Source organism: Herbaspirillum sp. SJZ106, assembly GCF_006715495.1.
Lineage (GTDB): Bacteria > Pseudomonadota > Gammaproteobacteria > Burkholderiales > Burkholderiaceae_D > Herbaspirillum.
Genome location: NZ_VFNI01000001.1, coordinates 540152 through 559572, shown reverse-complemented (window position 1 = coordinate 559572; position 19421 = coordinate 540152). Strand labels below are relative to the sequence as shown.

Genomic DNA, 19421 nt, shown 5'->3' with positions numbered 1-19421 from the left:
CTGCGGAAAAGGGTCTTCCGTACACTCCCACCATTCCCCATTTTGGCGCGCTGGTTTTTACACATTTTTACTGAGAAAAACCGCGCCAGGTGCGAATCGTGCTTGGGGGAAATCCGAAGCTTCCTGCCTTGCATTGCCGCCATGACTGCCGAACGATCATGAAATCGTTTTCCGGCAGAAGGCGTTGAGCTTACCGACTGCGGAGCTCTGCAAGGGAAGCGCCGAATGCAAACTTTAGCCCTCTGGCACAGGATAACGCCCCCATGCAGCGAACACTGAAGAAACTCGCTTTAGCCGCTCTGTTTTGCGCAAGCACCCCGCTGCTCTCCCACGCCAACGACATCTCGATCTACCCCGCCCCCTTCAATGCGATCAATCCCGAGCTCGGCGCCAATGCGCTGCCGGGAATGAACGACATCGATATCTGGACGCGCATCCGCAAGGGTTTCGGCATCCCCGACCTGGACAACAGCCTGGTCGAGAGCCAGACGCAGTGGTACAGCTCGCGCCCCGACTACATCCAGCGCACCACCGTACGCGCCTCGCGCTACCTGTTCCACGTGGTGCAGGAACTGGAAAAGCGCGGCATGCCGACCGAACTGGCGCTGTTGCCCTTCATCGAATCGGCGTTCAACCCGGAAGCGCTGTCGACCGCCAAGGCGGCCGGCATGTGGCAGTTCATCCCGTCCACCGGGCGTGACTACAACCTCAAGCAGAACATGTTCACCGACGAGCGGCGCGACGTACTGGCCTCGACCGACGCCGCGCTGACCTACCTGCAAAAGCTGTACGGCATGTTCGGCGACTGGCAACTGGCGCTGGCGGCCTACAACTGGGGCGAAGGCTCGGTGCAGCGCGCCGTCAACCGCAACCTGGCGGCCGGCCTGCCGATCGACTTCAACACGCTGTCGGCGCAGATGCCCAATGAGACGCGCAACTACGTGCCCAAGCTGCAGGCGGTGAAGAACATCATCGCCAACCCCGGCGCTTTCGACATCGCCCTGCCCAAGGTCGACAACCAGCCCTACTTCGTCACCATCGGCAAGACCCGCAACATCGACGTCAAGGTCGCGGCGCAACTGGCCGAGCTGTCGCTGGACGAATTCAAGGCGCTCAACCCGCAGTTCAACCGCCCGGTGATCATCGGCAGCGAAGACACCAAGATCCTGCTGCCGGAAAACAATGCCGAGAAATTCAAGGCCAACATGTCCAAGTGGACCCAGGCCTTCACCAGCTGGACGGCGCACACCGTCTCCAGCGCCCGCGAGCGCATCGAAACCATCGCCAGCAGGTTCGGCACGACGCCCGAAGTGATCCGCAGCGTCAACCAGATCCCGCCGCGCATGGTGCTCAAGGCCGGCTCCACCATCCTGGTGCCCAAGACCGAGCAAACCACCTCGCTCGATACCGAGCTGACCCCGGAAATCGCCGACAACGCCCGCCTGGCCATCGCCCCGGACGTACCGGAAACCCGCCGCATCTATGTCAAGGCTGGCAAGCGCGACACCCTGGCCGGCATCGCCGGCCGCTATCGCGTGAGCGTGGCGCAGATCAAGGAATGGAATGGCTTGAAGCGCGACGTGCTGGCCGCCGGCCAAAGCCTGCAATTGCACGTGCCCAACACCGCGCATGCCGCACCGACCCGCACGGCAGCCGCGCGCCGCACAGCGCCGGCACGCCGGCAAGTCGCCGCCGCCCGGGCGCCGGTGCGCAAGGCAGCGCCGGCCCCGGCGCGCAAGGTGGCGGCGGGCAAGCCGCTCACGCTGGCATCGGGCAACAGCGCGCGCAAGCAATAAGCCGCCATCGAAGGCATGCCCACCGATGCAAAAAATCCGGAGGATGCCGGAGGAGACGAGCGCAGTTCGACTGCCATCACAACAAGAAACCAGAAAGCCCCGCGCAAGCGGTAATGCCGTTCAGTTAAGCGCTGAACGGTATTTTTTCTTGGGAAGTTCCAGCTCCGTTCGCCCTGAGTAGATGCGCAACAGCGTATCGAAGGGCAGGCAAGACCGGGAAAGGCCGACACGCTGGCTTCGATACGGCCCCGGTGGGCCTACTCAGCCCGAACGGATGGCCGATGATTGAGCGAGAGTCAGCCCAACTGAACGGCACTGCCGCAAGCGGGACTTACTGTTTGCACCGCAACGGCTACACCGCATCACGCCGCGTAAGACGCCGCCAGCAAACGCTGCGTATAGGCATGCTGCGGGCGCTGCATGATGTCTTGCGTGTCGCCCCGCTCCACCACCTTGCCGTCCTTCATCACCAATACCTGGTGCGCCATGGCGCGCACCACCGCCAGGTCATGCGTGATGAACAGATACGCCAGGCCGTGGCGGCGCTGCAGTTCCGCCAGCAGTTGCAGCACCTGCTGCTGGACGGTGACATCCAGCGCCGAGGTCGGCTCGTCCAGCAGCAGCAATTCGGGCTGCAGCACCAGCGCGCGGGCGATGGCGATGCGCTGGCGCTGGCCGCCGGAGAATTCGTGCGGATAACGCTCCAGCACCGAATCCGGCAAGCCGACTTCGGCCAGGGCGTCGGCAATCTTGCGGCGCTGCTGTTCAAGGCTCAATCCGGGATGATGCAGCGCCAGGCCTTCGCCGACGATCTGCTCCACCGTGCGGCGCGGCGATAGCGAGGCATACGGATCCTGGAACACCACCTGCATGCGCGAGCGCATGGGGCGCAGCACGCGGCTGGGCGCATCGGCGATGGACTGCCCGTCGAAGCGGATCGCCCCCGCCACCTGGGCGCCGGACAAGCGCAGCAGCGCCATGCCCAGGGTCGACTTGCCGGAGCCGGACTCGCCGACGATGCCCAGCGTTTCGCCGCGGCGCAGTTGCAGGTCCACGCCATCGACCGCCTGGAACAGGCGCTTGGAGAACCAGCCCTGCTTGATCTTGTAGGTGCAGCGCAGTTGTTCGGCCTGCAGCACCACGCCGGCATCCGGCGCGACATCGGCAACGCTGCGCTGCGGACGGCTTTGCAGCAGCTTCCTGGTATAAGGCTGCTGCGGGTTGGCGAAGAGTTCCTCGGTGGAGGCGGTTTCAACCAGCTTGCCCTTTTCCATCACGCCCACGCGGTCGGCGAAATGGCGCACCAGGTTGAGGTCGTGGGAGATGATCAGCACCGCCATGTTTTCATCGCGCTGCAACTGGTTGAGCAGTTCCAGGATCTGCACCTGGATGGTCACGTCCAGCGCCGTGGTCGGCTCGTCGGCGATCAACAGCTTCGGCTTGCAGGCCAGCGCCATGGCGATCATGGCGCGCTGGCGCTGGCCGCCGGAGAGCTCATGCGGATACGCCAGCGCGCGCCGCGCCGGTTCCGGGATGCCGGTTTTCTCCAGCAGTTCCACCGTACGCTGCGCGGCCTGTTTGGCGTTGATGCCTTCGTGCCGCATCAGCACCTCGGCAATCTGGTTGCCGATGGTAAACAGCGGATTGAGCGCGGTCATCGGCTCCTGGAAAATCATCGCCACATCCTTGCCGCGCACCTGCTGCATCTGGCGTTCGCTTTTTTGCAGGATGTCTGCGCCATCGAAGAGGATTTCGCCGCCGTATTGCGCATCCTGGTTGAGCCTGAGCACGGCCAGCGAACTGACCGACTTGCCGGAGCCGGACTCGCCCACCAGCGCGAACTTCTGCCCCGGCGCGATCGAAAAGCTGACATCGTCCACCACGGTGGAGCCGCCGAAGCGGATCACCAGGTTGCGGACTTCCAGCAAAGGGGCGCCCACGTTCGCGCTCATGCTTTCCTCCGGACATCGAGGGCGTTGCGCAAGGCATCGCCGATATTGGTCAACAGCAGCAGCATCACGGTCAGCACGAGGAAAGTCGACAGCGCGATCCACCAGGCGTCGAGATTGTTCTTGCCTTGCGCCAGCAGCTCGCCCAGGCTGGGCGTGGACGGCGGCACGCCGAGCCCGAGGAAATCCAGGCTGGTCAGCGCCAGGATCGCCGCGCTCATGCGAAACGGCAGGAAGGTCACCACCGTGGTCAGGCTATTGGGCAGGATGTGGCGCCAGATGATCTGGCGGTTCGACAAGCCCATGGCGCGCGCGGCCTGCACATATTCCAGATTGCGGTTGCGCAGGAAATCGGCGCGCACGTAGTCCGACAGTCCCATCCAGCCGAACAGCGACAGCAGGATCAGCAACAAACCCAGGCTGGGCTGGAAGATCGAGGAAAAGATGATCAGCAGGTAAAGCTCGGGCATCGAGCCCCAGATCTCCAGGATGCGCTGCATGAACAGATCGGTGCGCCCGGCGAAGTAGCCCTGCAAGGCGCCGGCGGCGATGCCCAGCACCACGCCGATGGCAGTCAGCGCGATGCCGAACAGGACCGAGATGCGGAAACCGTAGAGCAGCCGCGCGAACACATCGCGCCCGCGGTCGTCGGTGCCCAGCCAGTTGTCGGCAGAAGGCGCGGCCGGGTTAGGCGCTTTGGAGAAGTAGTTCAGCGTGTCGTAGCTGTAGCGGTTGAGCGGATAGACGGCCCAGTTGCCGTCTTTCCTGAACTGCTCCTGGATGAACGGATCGAGGTAGTCGGCCGGCGAATCGAAGTCGCCGCCGAAGCTTTTGTCGGAATAGTCGCGCAGCATGGGAAACATCAGTTGCCCGTTGTAGTGCGCCACCAGCGGTTTGTCGTTGGAAAACAGTTCGGCGCCGAGACTGACGACGAACAGCGCGGTGAAGATCACCAGACTCCAATAGCCGCGGCGGCTGGCGCGAAAGCGCAGCCAGATGCGGCGGCTGGGCGAGACCGGGGGCGCGGCGGCGACAGCGGTTGCGGGTGTTTGCATTGCGCTCATTTGGCCAGGCTTTCGAATTGCAGGCGCGGATCGGCCCAGACGTAGCAGAGGTCGCCCAGCAGCTTGACCACCAGGCCGATCAGCGTGAACAGATACAGCGTGCCCATCACCACCGGATAGTCGCGCCTAATCACCGACTCGTAGGACAGCAGCCCCAGTCCGTCGAGCGAGAACAGCGTCTCGATCAGCAGGCTGCCGGCGAAGAAGGCGCCGATGAAGGCGGCCGGGAAGCCGGTCACCAGTGGGATCAGTGCATTGCGGAAAACGTGCTTGTAGAGCACCTTGTTTTCAGAGAGCCCCTTGGCGCGCGCGGTGAGCACGTATTGCTTGCGGATCTCTTCGAGGAAGGTGTTCTTGGTCAGGATCGTGGTGACGGCGAAAGAGCCGGCCACCGAAGCCGTCACCGGCAGCGTGATGTGCCACAGGTAATCGGCCACCTTGCCTGCCAGTGACAGGTTTTGCCAGTTGTCCGAGGTCAGTCCGCGCAACGGGAACCATTGCAGGAAACTACCGCCGCCGAACACCACCAACAGGAACACGCCCAGCACGAAGCCGGGAATCGAGTACCCCACCAGTACCAGCGCACTGGTGGCGGAATCGAAGGCGCTGCCTTCGCGCACAGCCTTGGCAATGCCCAGCGGAACAGAAATCAGATAGGTCAGGAAGAAGGTCCACAGGCCAATAGTGACCGACACCGGCAGCTTGGACTTGACCAGCGTCCAGACATCGCCGTGATGGTAAAAGCTCTTGCCCAGGTCGAAACTCAGGAAACCCTTGAGCATCTGGCCAAAGCGCTCGATGGGCGGCTTGTCGAAGCCATAGAGCCGCTTGATCTCGGCGATGCGCTGCTCGTCAATGCCCTGCCGGCCCCGGTAGCCCGCGGCACCAGTGGCGGCGCCGCCGCCCGAAGCCTCGCCGCCGCCGCTGCGTCCTTTCATCTCCAGCATGGCCTGCTCTACCGGGCCGCCGGGAACGAACTGGATCACTGCGAAGGTGATGGCGATCACGCCGAACAGCGTGGGCACCATCAACAGCACCCGCTTCAATATGTAGGACCAGATATTCATGCGTGCAACCATCCTTGTTCAAGTGCATGGCGGGCCATTGCGATGCTCATCGCGCCTTCTCCTCCCACCAGCTGCCGATCACGTAAGGGTCGGCCTGGTAATACAACGGCGCCGTCCGGGGAATGCCGAACCGGTTCCGGTAAGCGATGCGGTGGGTCGACGAATACCAATGCGGCACCACCAGGTACTTGTGCAGCAACACCCGGTCCAGCGCGCGCGCAGCCGCAGTCAGTTGCGCGCGCGTTTGCGCGGCCACCAGCGCCTGAACCAGCTGGTCGACCACCGGGTCCTTCAGGCCCCATACATTGTTGGAGCCTTTCTGGTCGGCAGCCTTGGAGCCGAACATGTCGAACATCTCGTTGCCCGGACTGCTGATGTCGGAAAAGCGGATGCTGGTCATGTCGAAATCAAAATCTTCCATGCGCTTGGCCACCAGTGCATAGTCGGCGCTGCGCTGGGTGACGTCGATGCCGAGCGTACGCAGGTTGCGCGCGAACACGCTGATGACGCGCGACATCGAACTCTGGTCGTCCAGAATCTCGAAGGACAACGGCACGCCCTGCGCATTGCGCACCGCGCCGTCGCGGTAGACCCAGCCGGCTTCGGCCAGCAAGGCGCGCGCCCGGCGCAGGTTTTCGCGCAACGAACCAGGGGGATTGGTGCTGGGCGGCACCGGCGCCGGGCCGAACACGGCCGGATCGAGCTTGCCGCCCCTGGCTTGTATCGACTTCAGCAAAGCCAGTTCATCGCCCTCGGGGATGCCGGTGGCCGCCAACGGACTGTTGTTGAAGAAGGAATAGATCCGCGTGTACTGGCCATAGAACAACTGGCGGTTCATCCATTCATAGTCCAGCGCCAATCCTATCGCCTGCCGTACGCGCCGATCCTTGAACTGGTCGCGCCGCAGGTTCATGACAAAACCCTGCATGCCGGCGCCATTGGAATGCCTGAACTCCTTCTTGATGATGCTGCCGTCGCGAAACTGTGGGCCGGTGTAGCTGCGCGCCCAATTCTTGGCGCTGTATTCGACCACCACGTCGAACTCCCCGGCCTTGAAGGCCTGCAGCCGCGCCACATCGTCCGAATAGAAGCGGTAGACGACGCGCTCGAAATTGTAAAAGCCCCGCCGGCTCGGGATCTCGTTGCCCCAATAGCCCGGATTGCGCCGGTAGGTAATGCTGCGGCCGACGTCATAGCTGTCGATCAGATAAGGCCCCGTCGTGATCGGCGGCGTCAACTGGATCTGGTCGAACGGCGTGCCTTGGGCCCATTTCTTTGAAAACACCGGCACGCTGCCCACGACCAGGGGCAGCTCGTGGTTCTTGCTGGCGAAATCGAAACGCACCGTGGCCGCATCGACGACCACGCAGTCCTTCACGTCCGCAAACACCGACTTGAATTGCGGCGCCCCCTTGGCCATCAGCGTATCGAAGGAATACTTGACGTCCCCGGCCGTCACCTTGTCGCCGTTGTTGAACCGTGCTGCCGGGTTCAGGTGGAAAGTCACGGACATGCGGTCTTCCGCCAACCGGATATCGTCGGCCAGCAGACCATAAACGGTCGCCACCTCATCCGCGGAAGCGGTCACCAGCGTTTCGAACATCAGTTCGGACACGCCCGCCGCCGCCACGCCCTTGAGCGAAAACGGGTTGAACTTGTCGAAACTGGTGCGGCGGTCCGGATTGGCGAGATACAGCGTGCCGCGCTTGGGCGCGTCCGGGTTGACGTAGTCGAAATGGGTGAAACCGGCGGGATACTTGGGAGTGTCGTAGAGCGAGAAGGCGTGTGCGGCGGCGGCGGGATTGCTGTGGATCAGGACAGCGGCCAGCAGGCAGGAGAAAAGGGTTTTGACCATGCGGTGTTTGTCTGTGCTCTCGGTGGCATTGAGTCGTTTCGCAAGCCGGCGGCAAGCCGCCAACAACAGGCAAGTCCCATGCCCACCCCGCCGGAAACGATTACGTTCGGGGAATTGTAAATAGATGGGCGATTACAGGGAAGCAATTAAAACAATTAAGCAATTGCGCCCCGGACCGAGGGAGACAGCCATGGCCGCAAGACCGCCGCGGCGCCGCAAAGGTTGCCCCGGTTGCCGCAAGCCCCTACAATCTTGGCCTGTCCCAGCCCGGCGCCCGCGCCGCTACCACCACCGGCCGCAACCGGCGCCCGCCCCGACAAGGCGAAAGGCGCCTGCGGCGGACCATACGGAGTCATCATGGCATTTCTGCAAGGCAAAAAAATTCTGATCACCGGCTTGCTGTCCAACCGTTCCATCGCCTACGGCATCGCCGAAGCGTGCAAGCGCGAAGGCGCCGAACTGGCGTTTACCTATGTGGGCGAGCGCTTCAAGGACCGCATCACCAAGTTCGCCGAAGAATTCGACAGCAAGCTGATCTTCGACTGCGACGTCTCCAGCGATGAGCAGATCAATGCCCTGTTCGCCGACCTCGGCAAGTCCTGGAGCCAGTTGGACGGCCTGGTGCACGCCATCGGCTTCGCCCCCAGCGAGGCGATCGCCGGCGACTTCCTGGAAGGCTTCTCGCGCGAAGGCTTCAAGATCGCCCACGACATCTCGGCCTACAGCTTCCCGGCCATGGCCAAGGCCGCCATGCCGCTGCTGTCCCCGAACGCCGCCCTGCTGACCCTGACCTACCTGGGTTCCGAGCGCGTGGTGCCCAACTACAACACCATGGGCCTGGCCAAGGCCTCGCTGGAAGCCTCGGTGCGTTACCTGGCCGAAGCGCTGGGCCCCAAGGGCGTGCGCGTGAACGGCGTGTCGGCCGGCCCGATCAAGACCCTGGCCGCCAGCGGCATCAAGGGCTTCGGCAAGATCCTGGGCGCCGTCGCCGCGACCGCTCCGCTGCGCCGCAATGTGACCATTGAAGACGTCGGCAATGCCTCGGCCTTCCTGCTGTCGGACCTGGCCTCCGGCATCACCGGCGAAATCACCTACGTCGACGGCGGCTTCTCGCGCGTGGTGGGCGGCATCGCCGAATAACCACAGGATATCGAGGCTGGCCAAGAACACCTGATGCCAAACTCGATGTTTTACTGTATGATTCTGCTTGTGCATCGCAATATGCGGTGCGCAAGCGAGTCAGGCAGTGAGAACCTATTCAGTTCAGCGTACTCAAACCGACCGCTTAAGTTAGCTTCGCAAGCCTTACCTGTCAGTAAGACAAGTTTTCAGTAAAAGCCCTCCCGCCTCTGGCATCGTTCAATGATGCCGTCCCGGCGCAAAGCTTTTGTGCCGAAATTTCTTTGTATTTTTTCATAGTCATTTCGTCGGTTGGCGTTGCTTTTTTTCGTTCAGGCCATTGATGCCCGGCGCGCTTGTGCGCGCCTGCCGAATTGTGTCTGACGTTCACATTCACGAAAGAGATTATGACTTTTGAAACACTTGGCCTGAACCCTTCGATCATCAAAGCATTGACCGAGGCAGGCTATACCGTCCCGACCCCCGTCCAGGAAAAAGCCATCCCCGCCGCCATCGAAGGCCAGGATCTGCTGGTGTCCTCGCAGACCGGTTCGGGCAAGACCGCAGCCTTCATGCTGCCGTCGCTGCACAAGCTGGCAGACCTGCCGCAGGCAGCGCCCGCAGCCCGTACCCCCAACCAGGAACGCCAGGCCAACCGTGCCCGCGGCGAGCGTCCGCGCTTCACCCCGGCGCAACCCAAGATGCTGGTGCTGACCCCGACCCGCGAACTGGCCCTGCAAGTGACCACCGCCACCGACAAGTACGGCTCCTACATGCGCCGCGTGCGCGTGGTGTCGATCCTGGGCGGCATGCCTTACCCGAAGCAGATGCAATTGCTGTCGAAGAACCCGGAAATCCTGGTGGCCACGCCGGGCCGCCTGATCGACCACATGGAGTCCGGCAAGATCGACTTCTCGCAACTGCAGATCCTGGTGCTGGACGAAGCCGACCGCATGCTGGACATGGGCTTCATCGACGACATCGAAAAGATCGTCGCCGCCACTCCCGACACGCGCCAGACCATGCTGTTCTCCGCCACGCTGGACGGCGTGGTCGGCAACATGGCCAAGCGCATCACCAACAACCCGTTGACGATCCAGATCGCCGGTTCGGCCACCCGCCATGAAAACATCATGCAGCGCGTGCACTTCGTCGACGACCTGTCGCACAAGAACCGTCTGCTGGACCACCTGCTGCGCGACACCACGATGGACCAGGCCGTGGTGTTCACCGCCACCAAGCGTGACGCCGACACCATCGCCGACCGCCTCAACATCGCCGGCTTCGCAGCCGCCGCGCTGCATGGCGACATGCACCAGGGCGCGCGCAACCGCACCCTCAACGGCATGCGCCGCGGCCAGGTGCGCGTGCTGGTGGCCACCGACGTCGCCGCGCGCGGCATCGACGTACCGGGCATCACTCACGTGTTCAACTACGACCTGCCCAAGTTCGCCGAAGACTATGTGCACCGTATCGGCCGTACCGGCCGCGCCGGCCGCAAGGGTGTGGCGATCTCGCTGGTCAACCACGCCGAAGGCATGCATGTGAAGCGTATCGAACGCTTTACCAAGCAGACCATCCCGGTTGACGTCATCGAAGGCTACGAACCGAAGAAATCGGCAGCCCCGCGCAGCAACACGCGCAAGCCGGGCGGCTGGCGCCCTGGCGATGGCGGCCGCAGCAACGCCGGCGGCGGCAATCGCTTCGGCAACGGCAGCCGCGAAGGCGGCGCGCCCCAGCGTGAAGGCGGTTTCGGCAACCGCGAAGGCCGCAGCTTCGGCGGCGCCAAGCCGCAAGGCAGCGGCCCGCGTCGCGAAGGCAGCGGCGGCGGCTACAAGGGCAACAACGGCGGCGGTTTCCGCTCCGACAGCAACGGCCCGCGCCGTTCCTATGGCGACCGCTGATCGGCCGCTTTAGCCAGCAGCAAACAAAAAAACCGCTTCAATTGACATTGAAGCGTTTTTTTTTCGTCCTGCCAGGCTTCACGCCTGCCTGATCATCACTCCAGGCACTTGGCTGCCTGCCCCGCTTGCAAGGCGCGTACATTGCCGGCGATCGCATCGGCGGCAGCAGCGACTACCTTCTGCGTCGCCACCACCACATCGCTGATCGCATTCCCGGCCACGGGCTCCGTCACGGCCAGGCGGCACACCGCCGTCTTGCGGTCGTCCGAACGCGTGACGCTCCAACCGAAGCTGGCCCTGACCTGGCCGTTGCGCACCGCATCGAGGTCGCGCAGTTCGACCGCGATGCGGTAACTGACCTGGCCCGGCGGGCGAGCGCTGCGCGAAATGTCGATGGCGTCCAGGCGGCTGGCAATGCCTGCGGCCAGGGCGTCGCGCAATTCATTGTTGAACGGCGAGGACCAGCGGTCCTGCTCCAGCACATCGAGCTTGGCGGCATCGCTGCGCACCACCACTTGCGGGCGCGCCAGGCGTTCCGGCACCGCCACCGGCAGCATCTCGATGAAGGTTTGGGCGCCCGGCGCCGGCCGGGCGTCGACGGCCGACGCAGCCGACGCAGCCGATGCCGGCGTTGCCGCCAGCGTGTAGAACTGCGCCGGCGGCGTAGTGCCGCAGGCGGCCAGCAGCATCGCCGCCACCGAGGCGGCGGCCAGGCATTTGATGGGACTGTTTTTGTTCGGGGACATCATGGCTCCTGTTTGCCGCGGATCAGCGATTCCGGGTGCTGTTGCAGGTAATCGGTCAGAACGCGGATCGAAGCCGCGGCGCGCGAAAGCTCCTGCATGGTCTGGCGGATATCCTGCTGCAGCGGGGCATCGTCGGACAAGGTGCGCTCGGCCGCGTTCAAGGTCTTGCGCGCATCCTTCATGGCCGCCGTCATCTCCGGCGCGATATCGTTGTTGATATGGGCCGCGGTCTGCTCGGCCGTCGCGAGCGTCTTGTTGAGCGTCTTGACGGTGGTCTGCAGATCGCGTCCGATCTCATCGAACGGCACCTTGGACAGCTTGGCGGCGATATCGGCGATCTGGCTTTGGATTTCATCCAGGCTGCCCGGGATCGTGGGCAACTCCACCGGCACCTTGCTGGCATCGATCTGCACCGGCTTGGCCTTGGGGAAGAAATCGATGGCGACATACAGTTGGCCGGTCAGCAGGTTACCGTTGCGCAGTTGCGCGCGCAGGCCGCGCTTGACCAGGAACTTCAGGCGTTCGATATGGGAATACTGGGTATCCGAGATGCCCTGGTTGAACCTGCGGCCCAGGCGATCCGGATAGATCTGCACCATGACAGGCATGCGGAACTCGCCCTTGGCGCGGTCATACTCGATGCCCACGCTCTTGACTTCGCCCAGCACCACGCCGCGGAAGTCCACCGAGGCGCCCGGCTGCAGGCCGCGCAGCGACTGGTCGAAGTACAGCAGCACGGTCTGCGGCACGCCATCCGGTTCCTTCATGGCGGTGGCTTCGTCGTCGGCCAGCTGGAACTGCGCCCCTTCCTTGGCCGGCTCGCTCTTCTCCTCCTCATTGCGGTCGCGGAAAGCGATACCGCCCAGCACCACGGTCGACAGCGCCTGCGTGTGCAGCTTGAAGCCGCTGGCGTTGAGCTCCATGTCGAAACCGCTGGCGTGCCAGAAACGCGAATTGGGCGTGATGAACTTGTCGTAGGGCGAGTCGATGAAAATGCGCAGCGTCACGCCGCGCCCGTCGGCATCGAGGTCGTATGCCATGACCTGCCCGACCTTGATGCGGCGGTAAAACACCGGGGAGCCGATGTCGAGCGAACCGAGGTCATCGGCATGCAGCACGAACTGGCGGCCGGAAGCGTCGCGCGTGACGATGGGCGGCTGCTCCAGGCCGACGAACTCCTTCTTGGTGTCGCCCGAAGCGCCGGCGTCGGCGCCGATATAGGCGCCCGACAGCAAGGTGCCCAGTCCCGAAATGCCGGAAGCGGCAATGCGCGGGCGCACCACCCAATAGCGGGTGTCCGCGGCATCGAAGCCCGAGGCTTCCTTGGTCAACTGGATCGAAACCAGCACGTGCGAGCGATCCTCGGCGAGCTTGATCGACTGCACCTGGCCGATGTCCACATCCTTGTACTTGACCTTGGTCTTGCCGGCTTCCAGCCCTTCGGCGGAACGGAAGCTGACGGTGACCACCGGCCCGCGATCGATCAGGATCTTGGCCGCCAGCGTCAGGCCGACGATGGCCGCGACGATGGGCACCAGCCATACCAGCGAAGGGAGCCAGTTGCGCCGACGCACGCGCCTGGGCTGCTGCAGGGCGGGGGGTTCTTGGTGCGGATCAGTCATTGCGTTTCCTGTTTCTTGTTCAATTCATCATCGATGTCCGCTTGCGCCGTCAGCGCCGGATGCTCGTCCTCATCCCAGATCAGGCGCGGGTCGAAGGTCAGCGACGCCAGCATGGTCAGCACCACCACCGCGCCGAAGGCGGCAATGCCGATGCCGGCATGGACATCGGCGAAGCCGTGGATCTTCACCAGGCCTGTGAGCACCGAGACCACGAACACATCCAGCATGGACCAGCGTCCGATGGTCTCGATCACGCGATACAGCTTGGCGCGCTGCGGCCGCTGCCAACTGCTGCGATGGCGCGCGGAAATCACCAGGATGATCAATGCCGCCAGCTTGAACAACGGCACCAGGAAGCTGGCCACGAACACCACCAGCGCCAGCCCCCATTCGCCCGACGTCCAGAAATAGATGACGCCGCTCATGATGGTGTCGCGCTGCTCGTCGAACAGCGTGCGGGTGACCATCACCGGCATCAGGTTGGCGGGGACGTACATGATGCAGGCCGCGATGAGCAGCGCCCAGGTGCGGTTCAGGCTGTCGCGCTTGCGTACGTGCAGCGGCGCGTCGCAGACGCCGCAGCGATCGTCCTGGCGGGCGCCCTCCCACACCGTGCCGCAATGATGGCAGCCGATCACGCCCAGGGCGGCGGCATCCGGCACCCTGGCCGCTGCCTGCGCCGGGAGGTCGCCCGGCAAGGGCAAGGCATCGGAATGCGCGTAGCGGCTCACGAAGAATGCCCTTCCCCGGCCTCGCGCAGCGCCTGCTTGCGCTCGCAGATATGCCAGATGTAGCGCGGATTGAATGACACCACCGCCGTCAGCAGCACGGTCAGCGCGCCGAACGACCATAGCGCCGGGCCCGGGATCACCTCGGCCATGTTGGACAGTTTGATCAGCGCCACCAGCACACCCAGCATGAACACCTCGATCATGCCCCAGGGGCGCGCGGCCTGCATCATGCGCAACAGGAAGACGAATCCGGGCGGACGTTCCAGCCGCGAGGACGGCAGCAGCAGGTAGAACAGCACCAGCATCTGGATCAGCGGGAACAGCAAGGTGGTGGCCATCACCAGCAACGCGACCTCGCTCATGCCATCGCGCGCCAGCGCCGCCACCGCGCCGATCAGCGTGGTATCGCTGGAGAGGCCTTGCAACTCGATGGTAACGATGGGAAAGGAATTGGCGACCACGAACAGGATCAGGGCGCCCACGGTCAGCGGCAACAGCCGCTCCAGGCGGCGGCCGGTATCGCGGTCGAGCTCGGCCTCGCAGCGCAGGCAATACGCCACCTCGCCATGGCCCAGGACGGGCCGGGGATAGACGGCATCGCATTCTTCGCAAACGATCAGGTCCGGACGTTTCTGCATGGAGGAATAGTTCTGCTTTCTCGGTTTTATGCTTTTGTCTTGTGCCGCCGGGCGATGCCGCTTGGCGCTGGGCGCATGCGCCGGCAGGCATGTTGCAGCGCCAAAATAGCCCCCATTTTGAGCGAAATCGGCCCATGGCGTTCACTTCCGGCATCATTTACTTCTTGCAAACACGCACCTTAATGACCGGCCGGTAATTAATTAGCGATTCTAGCAACAAATAGTTTGCAGGACGGAACGCATTTACGCTTGCAAAGAAGATAGCGCTTGACAAGCCCGAGGGCAATCTTCTACATTCTTCGAATGACTTCCGCAGCAAAATTCCTCCTGCTACTGAACAGCGCCAGCGCCCTGCTAGCGTTGCTACCAGTGTCGCTACTACTAGCCTCGCGCTAATCCGTTTTTCCGCCGAAGTTCGCTGAGTCCAGGCATCCCGTACCCGACCACCCGCGAAACGGCACACAAAAATCACTCCGGCAGTACCGAGCAGTACCAACCAGCAGCAACGCGTTTTTCAACGGTTGCCGCAATCATCAAGCGAAGCGATCATGCACTCCAAGCCGATCACCACCTGCACCGCATACGCACCTGCCGCAGCCGGCGCCTGCCTGCGCCCGGAGATCCCGCTTCTGGCTCTATGACGGGTTGCCTGGCCATGCGCGAGTGGCAGCCAGGCAACCCGATCGCCACATCAGACAGCGTTTTAAAGAATTAAAGCATTCCACGAATCACCGAGACCAAAGAGGTTCATCATGATGTTAAACAACCCAGCCGCCAAGTACCGCCCGTTCCCCGCCATCGACCTGCCCGACCGCACCTGGCCCGGCAAGGTCATCGACACCCCGCCGATCTGGATGAGCACCGATCTGCGCGACGGCAACCAGGCCCTGATCGAGCCGATGAACGCCGAACGCAAGCTGCGCTTCTTCGAATTGCTGCTGAAAACCGGCCTGAAGGAAATCGAAGTCGGTTTCCCCTCCGCCTCGCAGACCGACTTCGATTTCGTGCGCAAGCTGATCACCGAGAACCGCATCCCCGACGACGTCACCATCATCGTGCTGACCCAGTCGCGCGAAGAGCTGATCCGCCGCACCGTCGAATCGCTGGAAGGCGCCAAGAAGGCCATCGTCCACCTGTACAACTCGGTGGCCCCGGCGTTCCGCAAGATCGTCTTCAACATGTCGCGCGACGAGATCAAGAACATCGCCGTCACCGGCACCCGCCTGGTCAAGGAACTGACCGATGCCCGCCCGGGCACCGAATGGCGCTTCGAATACTCACCCGAGTCCTTCAGCACCACCGAACTGGATTTCTCCAAGGACATCTGCGACGCCGTCTGCGAGACCTGGGGCGCCACGCCGAACCGCAAGATCATCCTGAACCTGCCCTCCACCGTCGAGTGCAGCACTCCCAACGTCTACGCCGACCAGATCGAATGGATGTGCCGCAACCTGAAGCACCGCGACAGCGCCATCATTTCGGTGCACCCGCACAATGACCGCGGCACCGCGGTCGCCTCGGCCGAGCTGGCCGTCATGGCCGGCGCCGACCGCGTCGAAGGCTGCCTGTTCGGCAACGGCGAACGCACCGGCAACGTCGACCTGGTGACCCTGGCGCTGAACCTGTACACCCAGGGCGTCAACCCCGGCCTGGACTTTTCCGACATCGACGTGGTGCGCCAGGTGGTCGAAGAATGCAACCAGATTCCGGTGCACCCGCGCCACCCGTACGTCGGTGACCTGGTCTTCACCGCCTTCTCCGGCTCGCACCAGGACGCGATCAAGAAGGGCTTCGCCAAGCAGCAGCCCGACGCCATCTGGGAAGTGCCGTACCTGCCGATCGACCCGGCCGACCTGGGCCGCAGCTACGACGCCGTGATCCGCGTCAACAGCCAGTCCGGCAAGGGCGGCATGGCCTACCTGCTGGAACAGGAATACGGCCTGGCCCTGCCGCGCCGCCTGCAGATCGAATTCTCGCGCGCCATCCAGCGCGAGGCCGACGCTACCGGCAAGGAAATCAACGCCGCCGACATCTACAGCATCTTCACGCGTGAATACCTGGAGCGCACCGAGCCCTATGTCTACCGCGCCCACCGCATGACGGAAGACTCGTCCAAGGCGGAGTCGATCAACATCGAAGTCGATATCGTGCGCAACGGCCAGAACACCACCGTGCGCGGCAGCGGCAACGGCCCGATCGACGCCTTCGTGCATGCGCTGGGCCTGGACATCAAGCTGATGGACTTCCATGAGCACGCCATCGGCGCCGGCGCCGATGCGAAAGCGGCCAGCTACATCGAACTGCGCCTGAACGAAGCGCCGACCGGCTTCGGTGTGGGCATCGACGCCAACATCGTGACCGCTTCCTTCAAGGCGGTGATCAGCGCCATCAACCGCCAGATCGCCATCGGCGAAAGCGCCAACCAGGGCGCTTCCTCGCAAGCCAAGGCAGCCTGACCAAGGAAAACCGCCGGCGATCCCGGCGCTGCTCCCCAATAAGAACGCCGGCCTATCCGCCGGCGTTTTTGCATTTCTGGCCCGCCCGTTTTTTCCGCCGCTTTTTTCAGCCTGCGCGCGCCAGGCGGATACCGCTGGCCTGCCAGCGCGCACAGGCCGGGAAGAAGTTGCGGTAAGTCAGGCGCGCATGATTCAACGGCGTGGCGCTGGAAGACCCCCGCAAGACGTACTGGTTCACCATGAACTTGCCGTTGTACTCGCCCACCGCGCCTGCCGGCGGCACATAGCCGGCATACGGCGCGTAGCTGCTGCTGGTCCATTGCCAGGCCACGCCGAAGAATTCGCGGCCGCAACCCTGCAGGAGGTCGGCGGCGTGCTCCCATTCGGCTTCCGTCAACAGCCGCGCGCCGGCCCAGCGCGCGTAGGCATCGGCCTCGTAATAAGACAGGTGCACGGCGGCGCGATGCGGTTCCAGCGGCTGCAGGCCATACTCGGTGAATTCGCGCCAGCCGCCGGCTGCGTCGCGCTGCCAATAGATCGGATATTCCAGCTTGAGCTGCCGCTTCCACTCCCAGCCTTCGGACAGCCACAGCGACGCATCCCGGTAACCGCCCGCTTCGACGAAGGCACAGTACTCGGCATTGTTCACCAGCCGCGAGGCGCACTGGTAGGCCTCGACGAATTGCCGATGGCGCGGCTTTTCATTGTCGAAACAGAAGCCCGGCCCGTCATGACCGATCTCCACCACTCCGGCCTCGATGTGATGCCAGTCCAGCGGCAACCGGGCCGGTTCGGCAATGCGCAAGGACTCCGGCATTTCCTGATACGCCGGCTGCAAGGGATTGAGGGAGAGCAGATGCTTGATGTCGGTCAGCATCAGCTCCTGATGCTGCTGCTCATGCTGCAAACCGAGTTCCAGCAGTTCCATGAACCCCTCCGGAGGCGCGTGCTCGCCCGCCTCCAGCGCATCGATCAGCAGCAGCATGCGATGGTCGACATCGGCCCGATAGGCCAGCACCTCATCTAGCGCGGGGCGCGTCAACAGGCCGCGTTGCGCACGCGGGAACCTGTCGCCGACGCCTTCGTAATAGGAGTTGTACAGCACGCGGAACTGCGGATGGAAAGCGCGGAAACCCGGCTCGAACCGCTCCAGGATGAAGGTTTCGAAAAACCAGGTGGCATGCGCCAGGTGCCACTTGACCGGGCTGGCATCCGGCATCGACTGCACGCAACAGTCCTCGGCCGACAACGGTTCGGCGATCGCCCGCGATTGCCGGCGCACGCGGCGGAAACGGTCGCTCATGCGGCCGTGCGCGCGGTGGTTCACTTCCTGGATAGCGGCGTCGATTACTGCATCGATGGCGGCCTCCATGGCCGCATCGGCAACTCCGGTTTCATGGCGCATGATGATCCCCCTCAAACATTGGCGCGCACCTGCGCATGGCATACCGCGAACCAGCGCCGCGGGTCGCACCACATCCGGACTTCGCCGAAGCCGGCCTGCTCCAGCAGGTCGCAAATATCCTGCTGCCTGAACTTGTAGCTGTTTTCGGTATGGATGCGCTCCCCCTGGCCGAAGGCGCGGCTCCCGCCATCCCAGCACACGATCAGGTCGCGGCGCGCCTCAAGGTGCATTTCGACCCGCTGCCGCGCGGCGTTGTAGAAGCCCACGTGCTGCCAGTCGCGCGCGTTGAAGTCGGTGCCCAAGAGCCGGTTCACATGGTTGAGCAGATTGAGGTTGAACGCGGCCGTCACTCCCAGCTCATCGTCGTAGGCGGCGTCGAGCACATCGGCCTCCTTGACCAGATCCAGCCCCAGCAACACGCCGCCGGCCTCGCCGGTCTGCAGCGCATGGCGCATGCGGCGCAGAAACGCCAGCGCCTGTTGCGCATCGAAGTTGCCCAGCGATGAGCCCGGATAGAAAAACAGCCGGCGGTCGCGGCCCACGCTCGCCGGCAGCTCCAGGCCGGCGGAGAAATCCAGCGCCACCTCATGCATGGGAATGTCGGGGAATTGCTGCCGCAGCCCGGCCACCGCTGCGCGCAGGAATTCGGCGGAAATGTCGACCGGCACATACTGGCGCGGCTTCAAGACGGGAAACAGCCGGGCCGCCTTGGCGCAATTGCCCGCCCCCAGGTCGATCAGCGTGACGCCGGTACCGATGGCGGCGGCGATGTCATCCGCATGCTGCGCGAAGATGGCCGCCTCGGTGCGGGTGGGATAGTATTCCGGCAGCTCGCAGATGGCTTCGAACAGCTTGCTGCCCAGCGGATCGTAAAGATACTTCGGGGAAATGGCGGCATCTTGCGCCATCAGGCCGGCTTCCAGTTCGGCGCGGATCGCCCGGTCTTCCGGGGCCTGCTGCCGGGGTTGCCGGATCAATCGAGCGAGTTGGGCCAAACTGGTCTCCCTGCCGTGGATGCTGCGTGGATAAGAGGCTGTGCGACGATCCGGATCCGAAGCCATGCAGGCAC

General features: G+C 63.7%; 14 protein-coding genes. 4 read left to right on the top strand and 10 right to left on the bottom strand.

Annotated elements, in window-relative coordinates; translation table 11 throughout:
* The first annotated feature begins 263 nt into the window (after positions 1–263).
* Entirely contained in the window at positions 264–1796 is a 1533-nt protein-coding gene (locus FB598_RS02450; RefSeq protein ID WP_141912439.1) for a transglycosylase SLT domain-containing protein, read from the top strand.
* Between the two features lie 362 nt (positions 1797–2158).
* On the opposite strand, the gene FB598_RS02445 is transcribed toward FB598_RS02450, so the two are convergent.
* The 4 genes from FB598_RS02445 to FB598_RS02430 are packed head-to-tail and all read right to left on the bottom strand — an operon-like array spanning position 2159 to position 7731.
* Positions 2159–3748 carry an ABC transporter ATP-binding protein gene (locus tag FB598_RS02445; RefSeq protein ID WP_221292294.1) on the bottom strand — a complete coding sequence of 530 codons (1590 nt, stop codon included), beginning with the start codon at positions 3746–3748 and terminating at the stop codon, positions 2159–2161.
* On the bottom strand, positions 3745–4809 hold the full coding sequence (locus tag FB598_RS02440) for an ABC transporter permease (RefSeq protein WP_141912437.1): 1065 nt from the start codon (positions 4807–4809) through the stop codon (positions 3745–3747). Before FB598_RS02440 ends, FB598_RS02445 begins: the two co-directional genes overlap by 4 nt.
* A complete protein-coding gene (locus FB598_RS02435; RefSeq protein WP_141912434.1) occupies positions 4806–5876 on the bottom strand; it encodes a microcin C ABC transporter permease YejB in 1071 nt (356 codons plus the stop codon). Before FB598_RS02435 ends, FB598_RS02440 begins: the two co-directional genes overlap by 4 nt.
* Before the next feature lie 46 nt (positions 5877–5922).
* Positions 5923–7731, bottom strand: coding sequence for an extracellular solute-binding protein (locus FB598_RS02430; protein WP_141912430.1), 1809 nt, complete (start codon positions 7729–7731; stop codon positions 5923–5925).
* Positions 7732–8088: 357 nt separating this feature from the next.
* Between FB598_RS02430 and fabI the strand changes: the two genes are divergently transcribed.
* Both fabI and FB598_RS02420 read left to right on the top strand, forming a co-directional pair.
* Positions 8089–8871: an enoyl-ACP reductase FabI gene (gene fabI, locus FB598_RS02425; RefSeq protein WP_050467021.1), complete on the top strand. Its 783-nt coding sequence runs from the start codon at positions 8089–8091 to the stop codon at positions 8869–8871.
* A 386-nt stretch (positions 8872–9257) separates the two neighbouring features.
* Positions 9258–10754, top strand: a complete 1497-nt coding sequence (locus tag FB598_RS02420) for a DEAD/DEAH box helicase (RefSeq protein ID WP_141912428.1) — start codon at positions 9258–9260, stop codon at positions 10752–10754.
* Between the two features lie 95 nt (positions 10755–10849).
* Here FB598_RS02420 and FB598_RS02415 read toward each other — a convergent pair whose 3' ends face one another.
* The 4 genes from FB598_RS02415 to FB598_RS02400 are packed head-to-tail and all read right to left on the bottom strand — an operon-like array spanning position 10850 to position 14491.
* Positions 10850–11503 (bottom strand): membrane integrity-associated transporter subunit PqiC, encoded by a 654-nt coding sequence (locus FB598_RS02415; protein ID WP_141912424.1) that lies wholly within the window; start codon positions 11501–11503, stop codon positions 10850–10852.
* Positions 11500–13122, bottom strand: coding sequence for an intermembrane transport protein PqiB (locus FB598_RS02410; protein WP_141912421.1), 1623 nt, complete (start codon positions 13120–13122; stop codon positions 11500–11502). Before FB598_RS02410 ends, FB598_RS02415 begins: the two co-directional genes overlap by 4 nt.
* Positions 13119–13853: a paraquat-inducible protein A gene (locus FB598_RS02405; RefSeq protein WP_141912419.1), complete on the bottom strand. Its 735-nt coding sequence runs from the start codon at positions 13851–13853 to the stop codon at positions 13119–13121. Before FB598_RS02405 ends, FB598_RS02410 begins: the two co-directional genes overlap by 4 nt.
* Entirely contained in the window at positions 13850–14491 is a 642-nt protein-coding gene (locus FB598_RS02400) for a paraquat-inducible protein A (protein ID WP_141912415.1), read from the bottom strand. Before FB598_RS02400 ends, FB598_RS02405 begins: the two co-directional genes overlap by 4 nt.
* Positions 14492–15243: 752 nt before the next feature.
* On the opposite strand from FB598_RS02400, the gene leuA reads away from it, so the two are divergent.
* Positions 15244–16947, top strand: a complete 1704-nt coding sequence (gene leuA / locus FB598_RS02395) for a 2-isopropylmalate synthase (RefSeq protein WP_141912413.1) — start codon at positions 15244–15246, stop codon at positions 16945–16947.
* 106 nt (positions 16948–17053) lie between these two features.
* On the opposite strand, the gene egtB is transcribed toward leuA, so the two are convergent.
* Both egtB and egtD read right to left on the bottom strand, forming a co-directional pair.
* Positions 17054–18352, bottom strand: coding sequence for an ergothioneine biosynthesis protein EgtB (gene egtB, locus FB598_RS02390; RefSeq protein WP_141912411.1), 1299 nt, complete (start codon positions 18350–18352; stop codon positions 17054–17056).
* 11 nt (positions 18353–18363) lie between these two features.
* Positions 18364–19347, bottom strand: a complete 984-nt coding sequence (gene egtD / locus FB598_RS02385; protein ID WP_255463914.1) for an L-histidine N(alpha)-methyltransferase — start codon at positions 19345–19347, stop codon at positions 18364–18366.
* Positions 19348–19421 lie beyond the last annotated feature (74 nt).

What these genes read in the sequence shown, in the direction of transcription:
- FB598_RS02450 (WP_141912439.1), top strand. Translation starts at nt 264, where the DNA reads ATGCAGCGAACACTGAAGAAACTCGCTTTAGCCGCTCTGTTTTGCGCA.
- FB598_RS02445 (WP_221292294.1), bottom strand. Translation starts at nt 3,748, where the DNA reads ATGAGCGCGAACGTGGGCGCCCCTTTGCTGGAAGTCCGCAACCTGGTG.
- FB598_RS02440 (WP_141912437.1), bottom strand. Translation starts at nt 4,809, where the DNA reads ATGAGCGCAATGCAAACACCCGCAACCGCTGTCGCCGCCGCGCCCCCG.
- FB598_RS02435 (WP_141912434.1), bottom strand. Translation starts at nt 5,876, where the DNA reads ATGAATATCTGGTCCTACATATTGAAGCGGGTGCTGTTGATGGTGCCC.
- FB598_RS02430 (WP_141912430.1), bottom strand. Translation starts at nt 7,731, where the DNA reads ATGGTCAAAACCCTTTTCTCCTGCCTGCTGGCCGCTGTCCTGATCCAC.
- fabI (WP_050467021.1), top strand. Translation starts at nt 8,089, where the DNA reads ATGGCATTTCTGCAAGGCAAAAAAATTCTGATCACCGGCTTGCTGTCC.
- FB598_RS02420 (WP_141912428.1), top strand. Translation starts at nt 9,258, where the DNA reads ATGACTTTTGAAACACTTGGCCTGAACCCTTCGATCATCAAAGCATTG.
- FB598_RS02415 (WP_141912424.1), bottom strand. Translation starts at nt 11,503, where the DNA reads ATGATGTCCCCGAACAAAAACAGTCCCATCAAATGCCTGGCCGCCGCC.
- FB598_RS02410 (WP_141912421.1), bottom strand. Translation starts at nt 13,122, where the DNA reads ATGACTGATCCGCACCAAGAACCCCCCGCCCTGCAGCAGCCCAGGCGC.
- FB598_RS02400 (WP_141912415.1), bottom strand. Translation starts at nt 14,491, where the DNA reads ATGCAGAAACGTCCGGACCTGATCGTTTGCGAAGAATGCGATGCCGTC.
- leuA (WP_141912413.1), top strand. Translation starts at nt 15,244, where the DNA reads ATGATGTTAAACAACCCAGCCGCCAAGTACCGCCCGTTCCCCGCCATC.
- egtB (WP_141912411.1), bottom strand. Translation starts at nt 18,352, where the DNA reads ATGCGCCATGAAACCGGAGTTGCCGATGCGGCCATGGAGGCCGCCATC.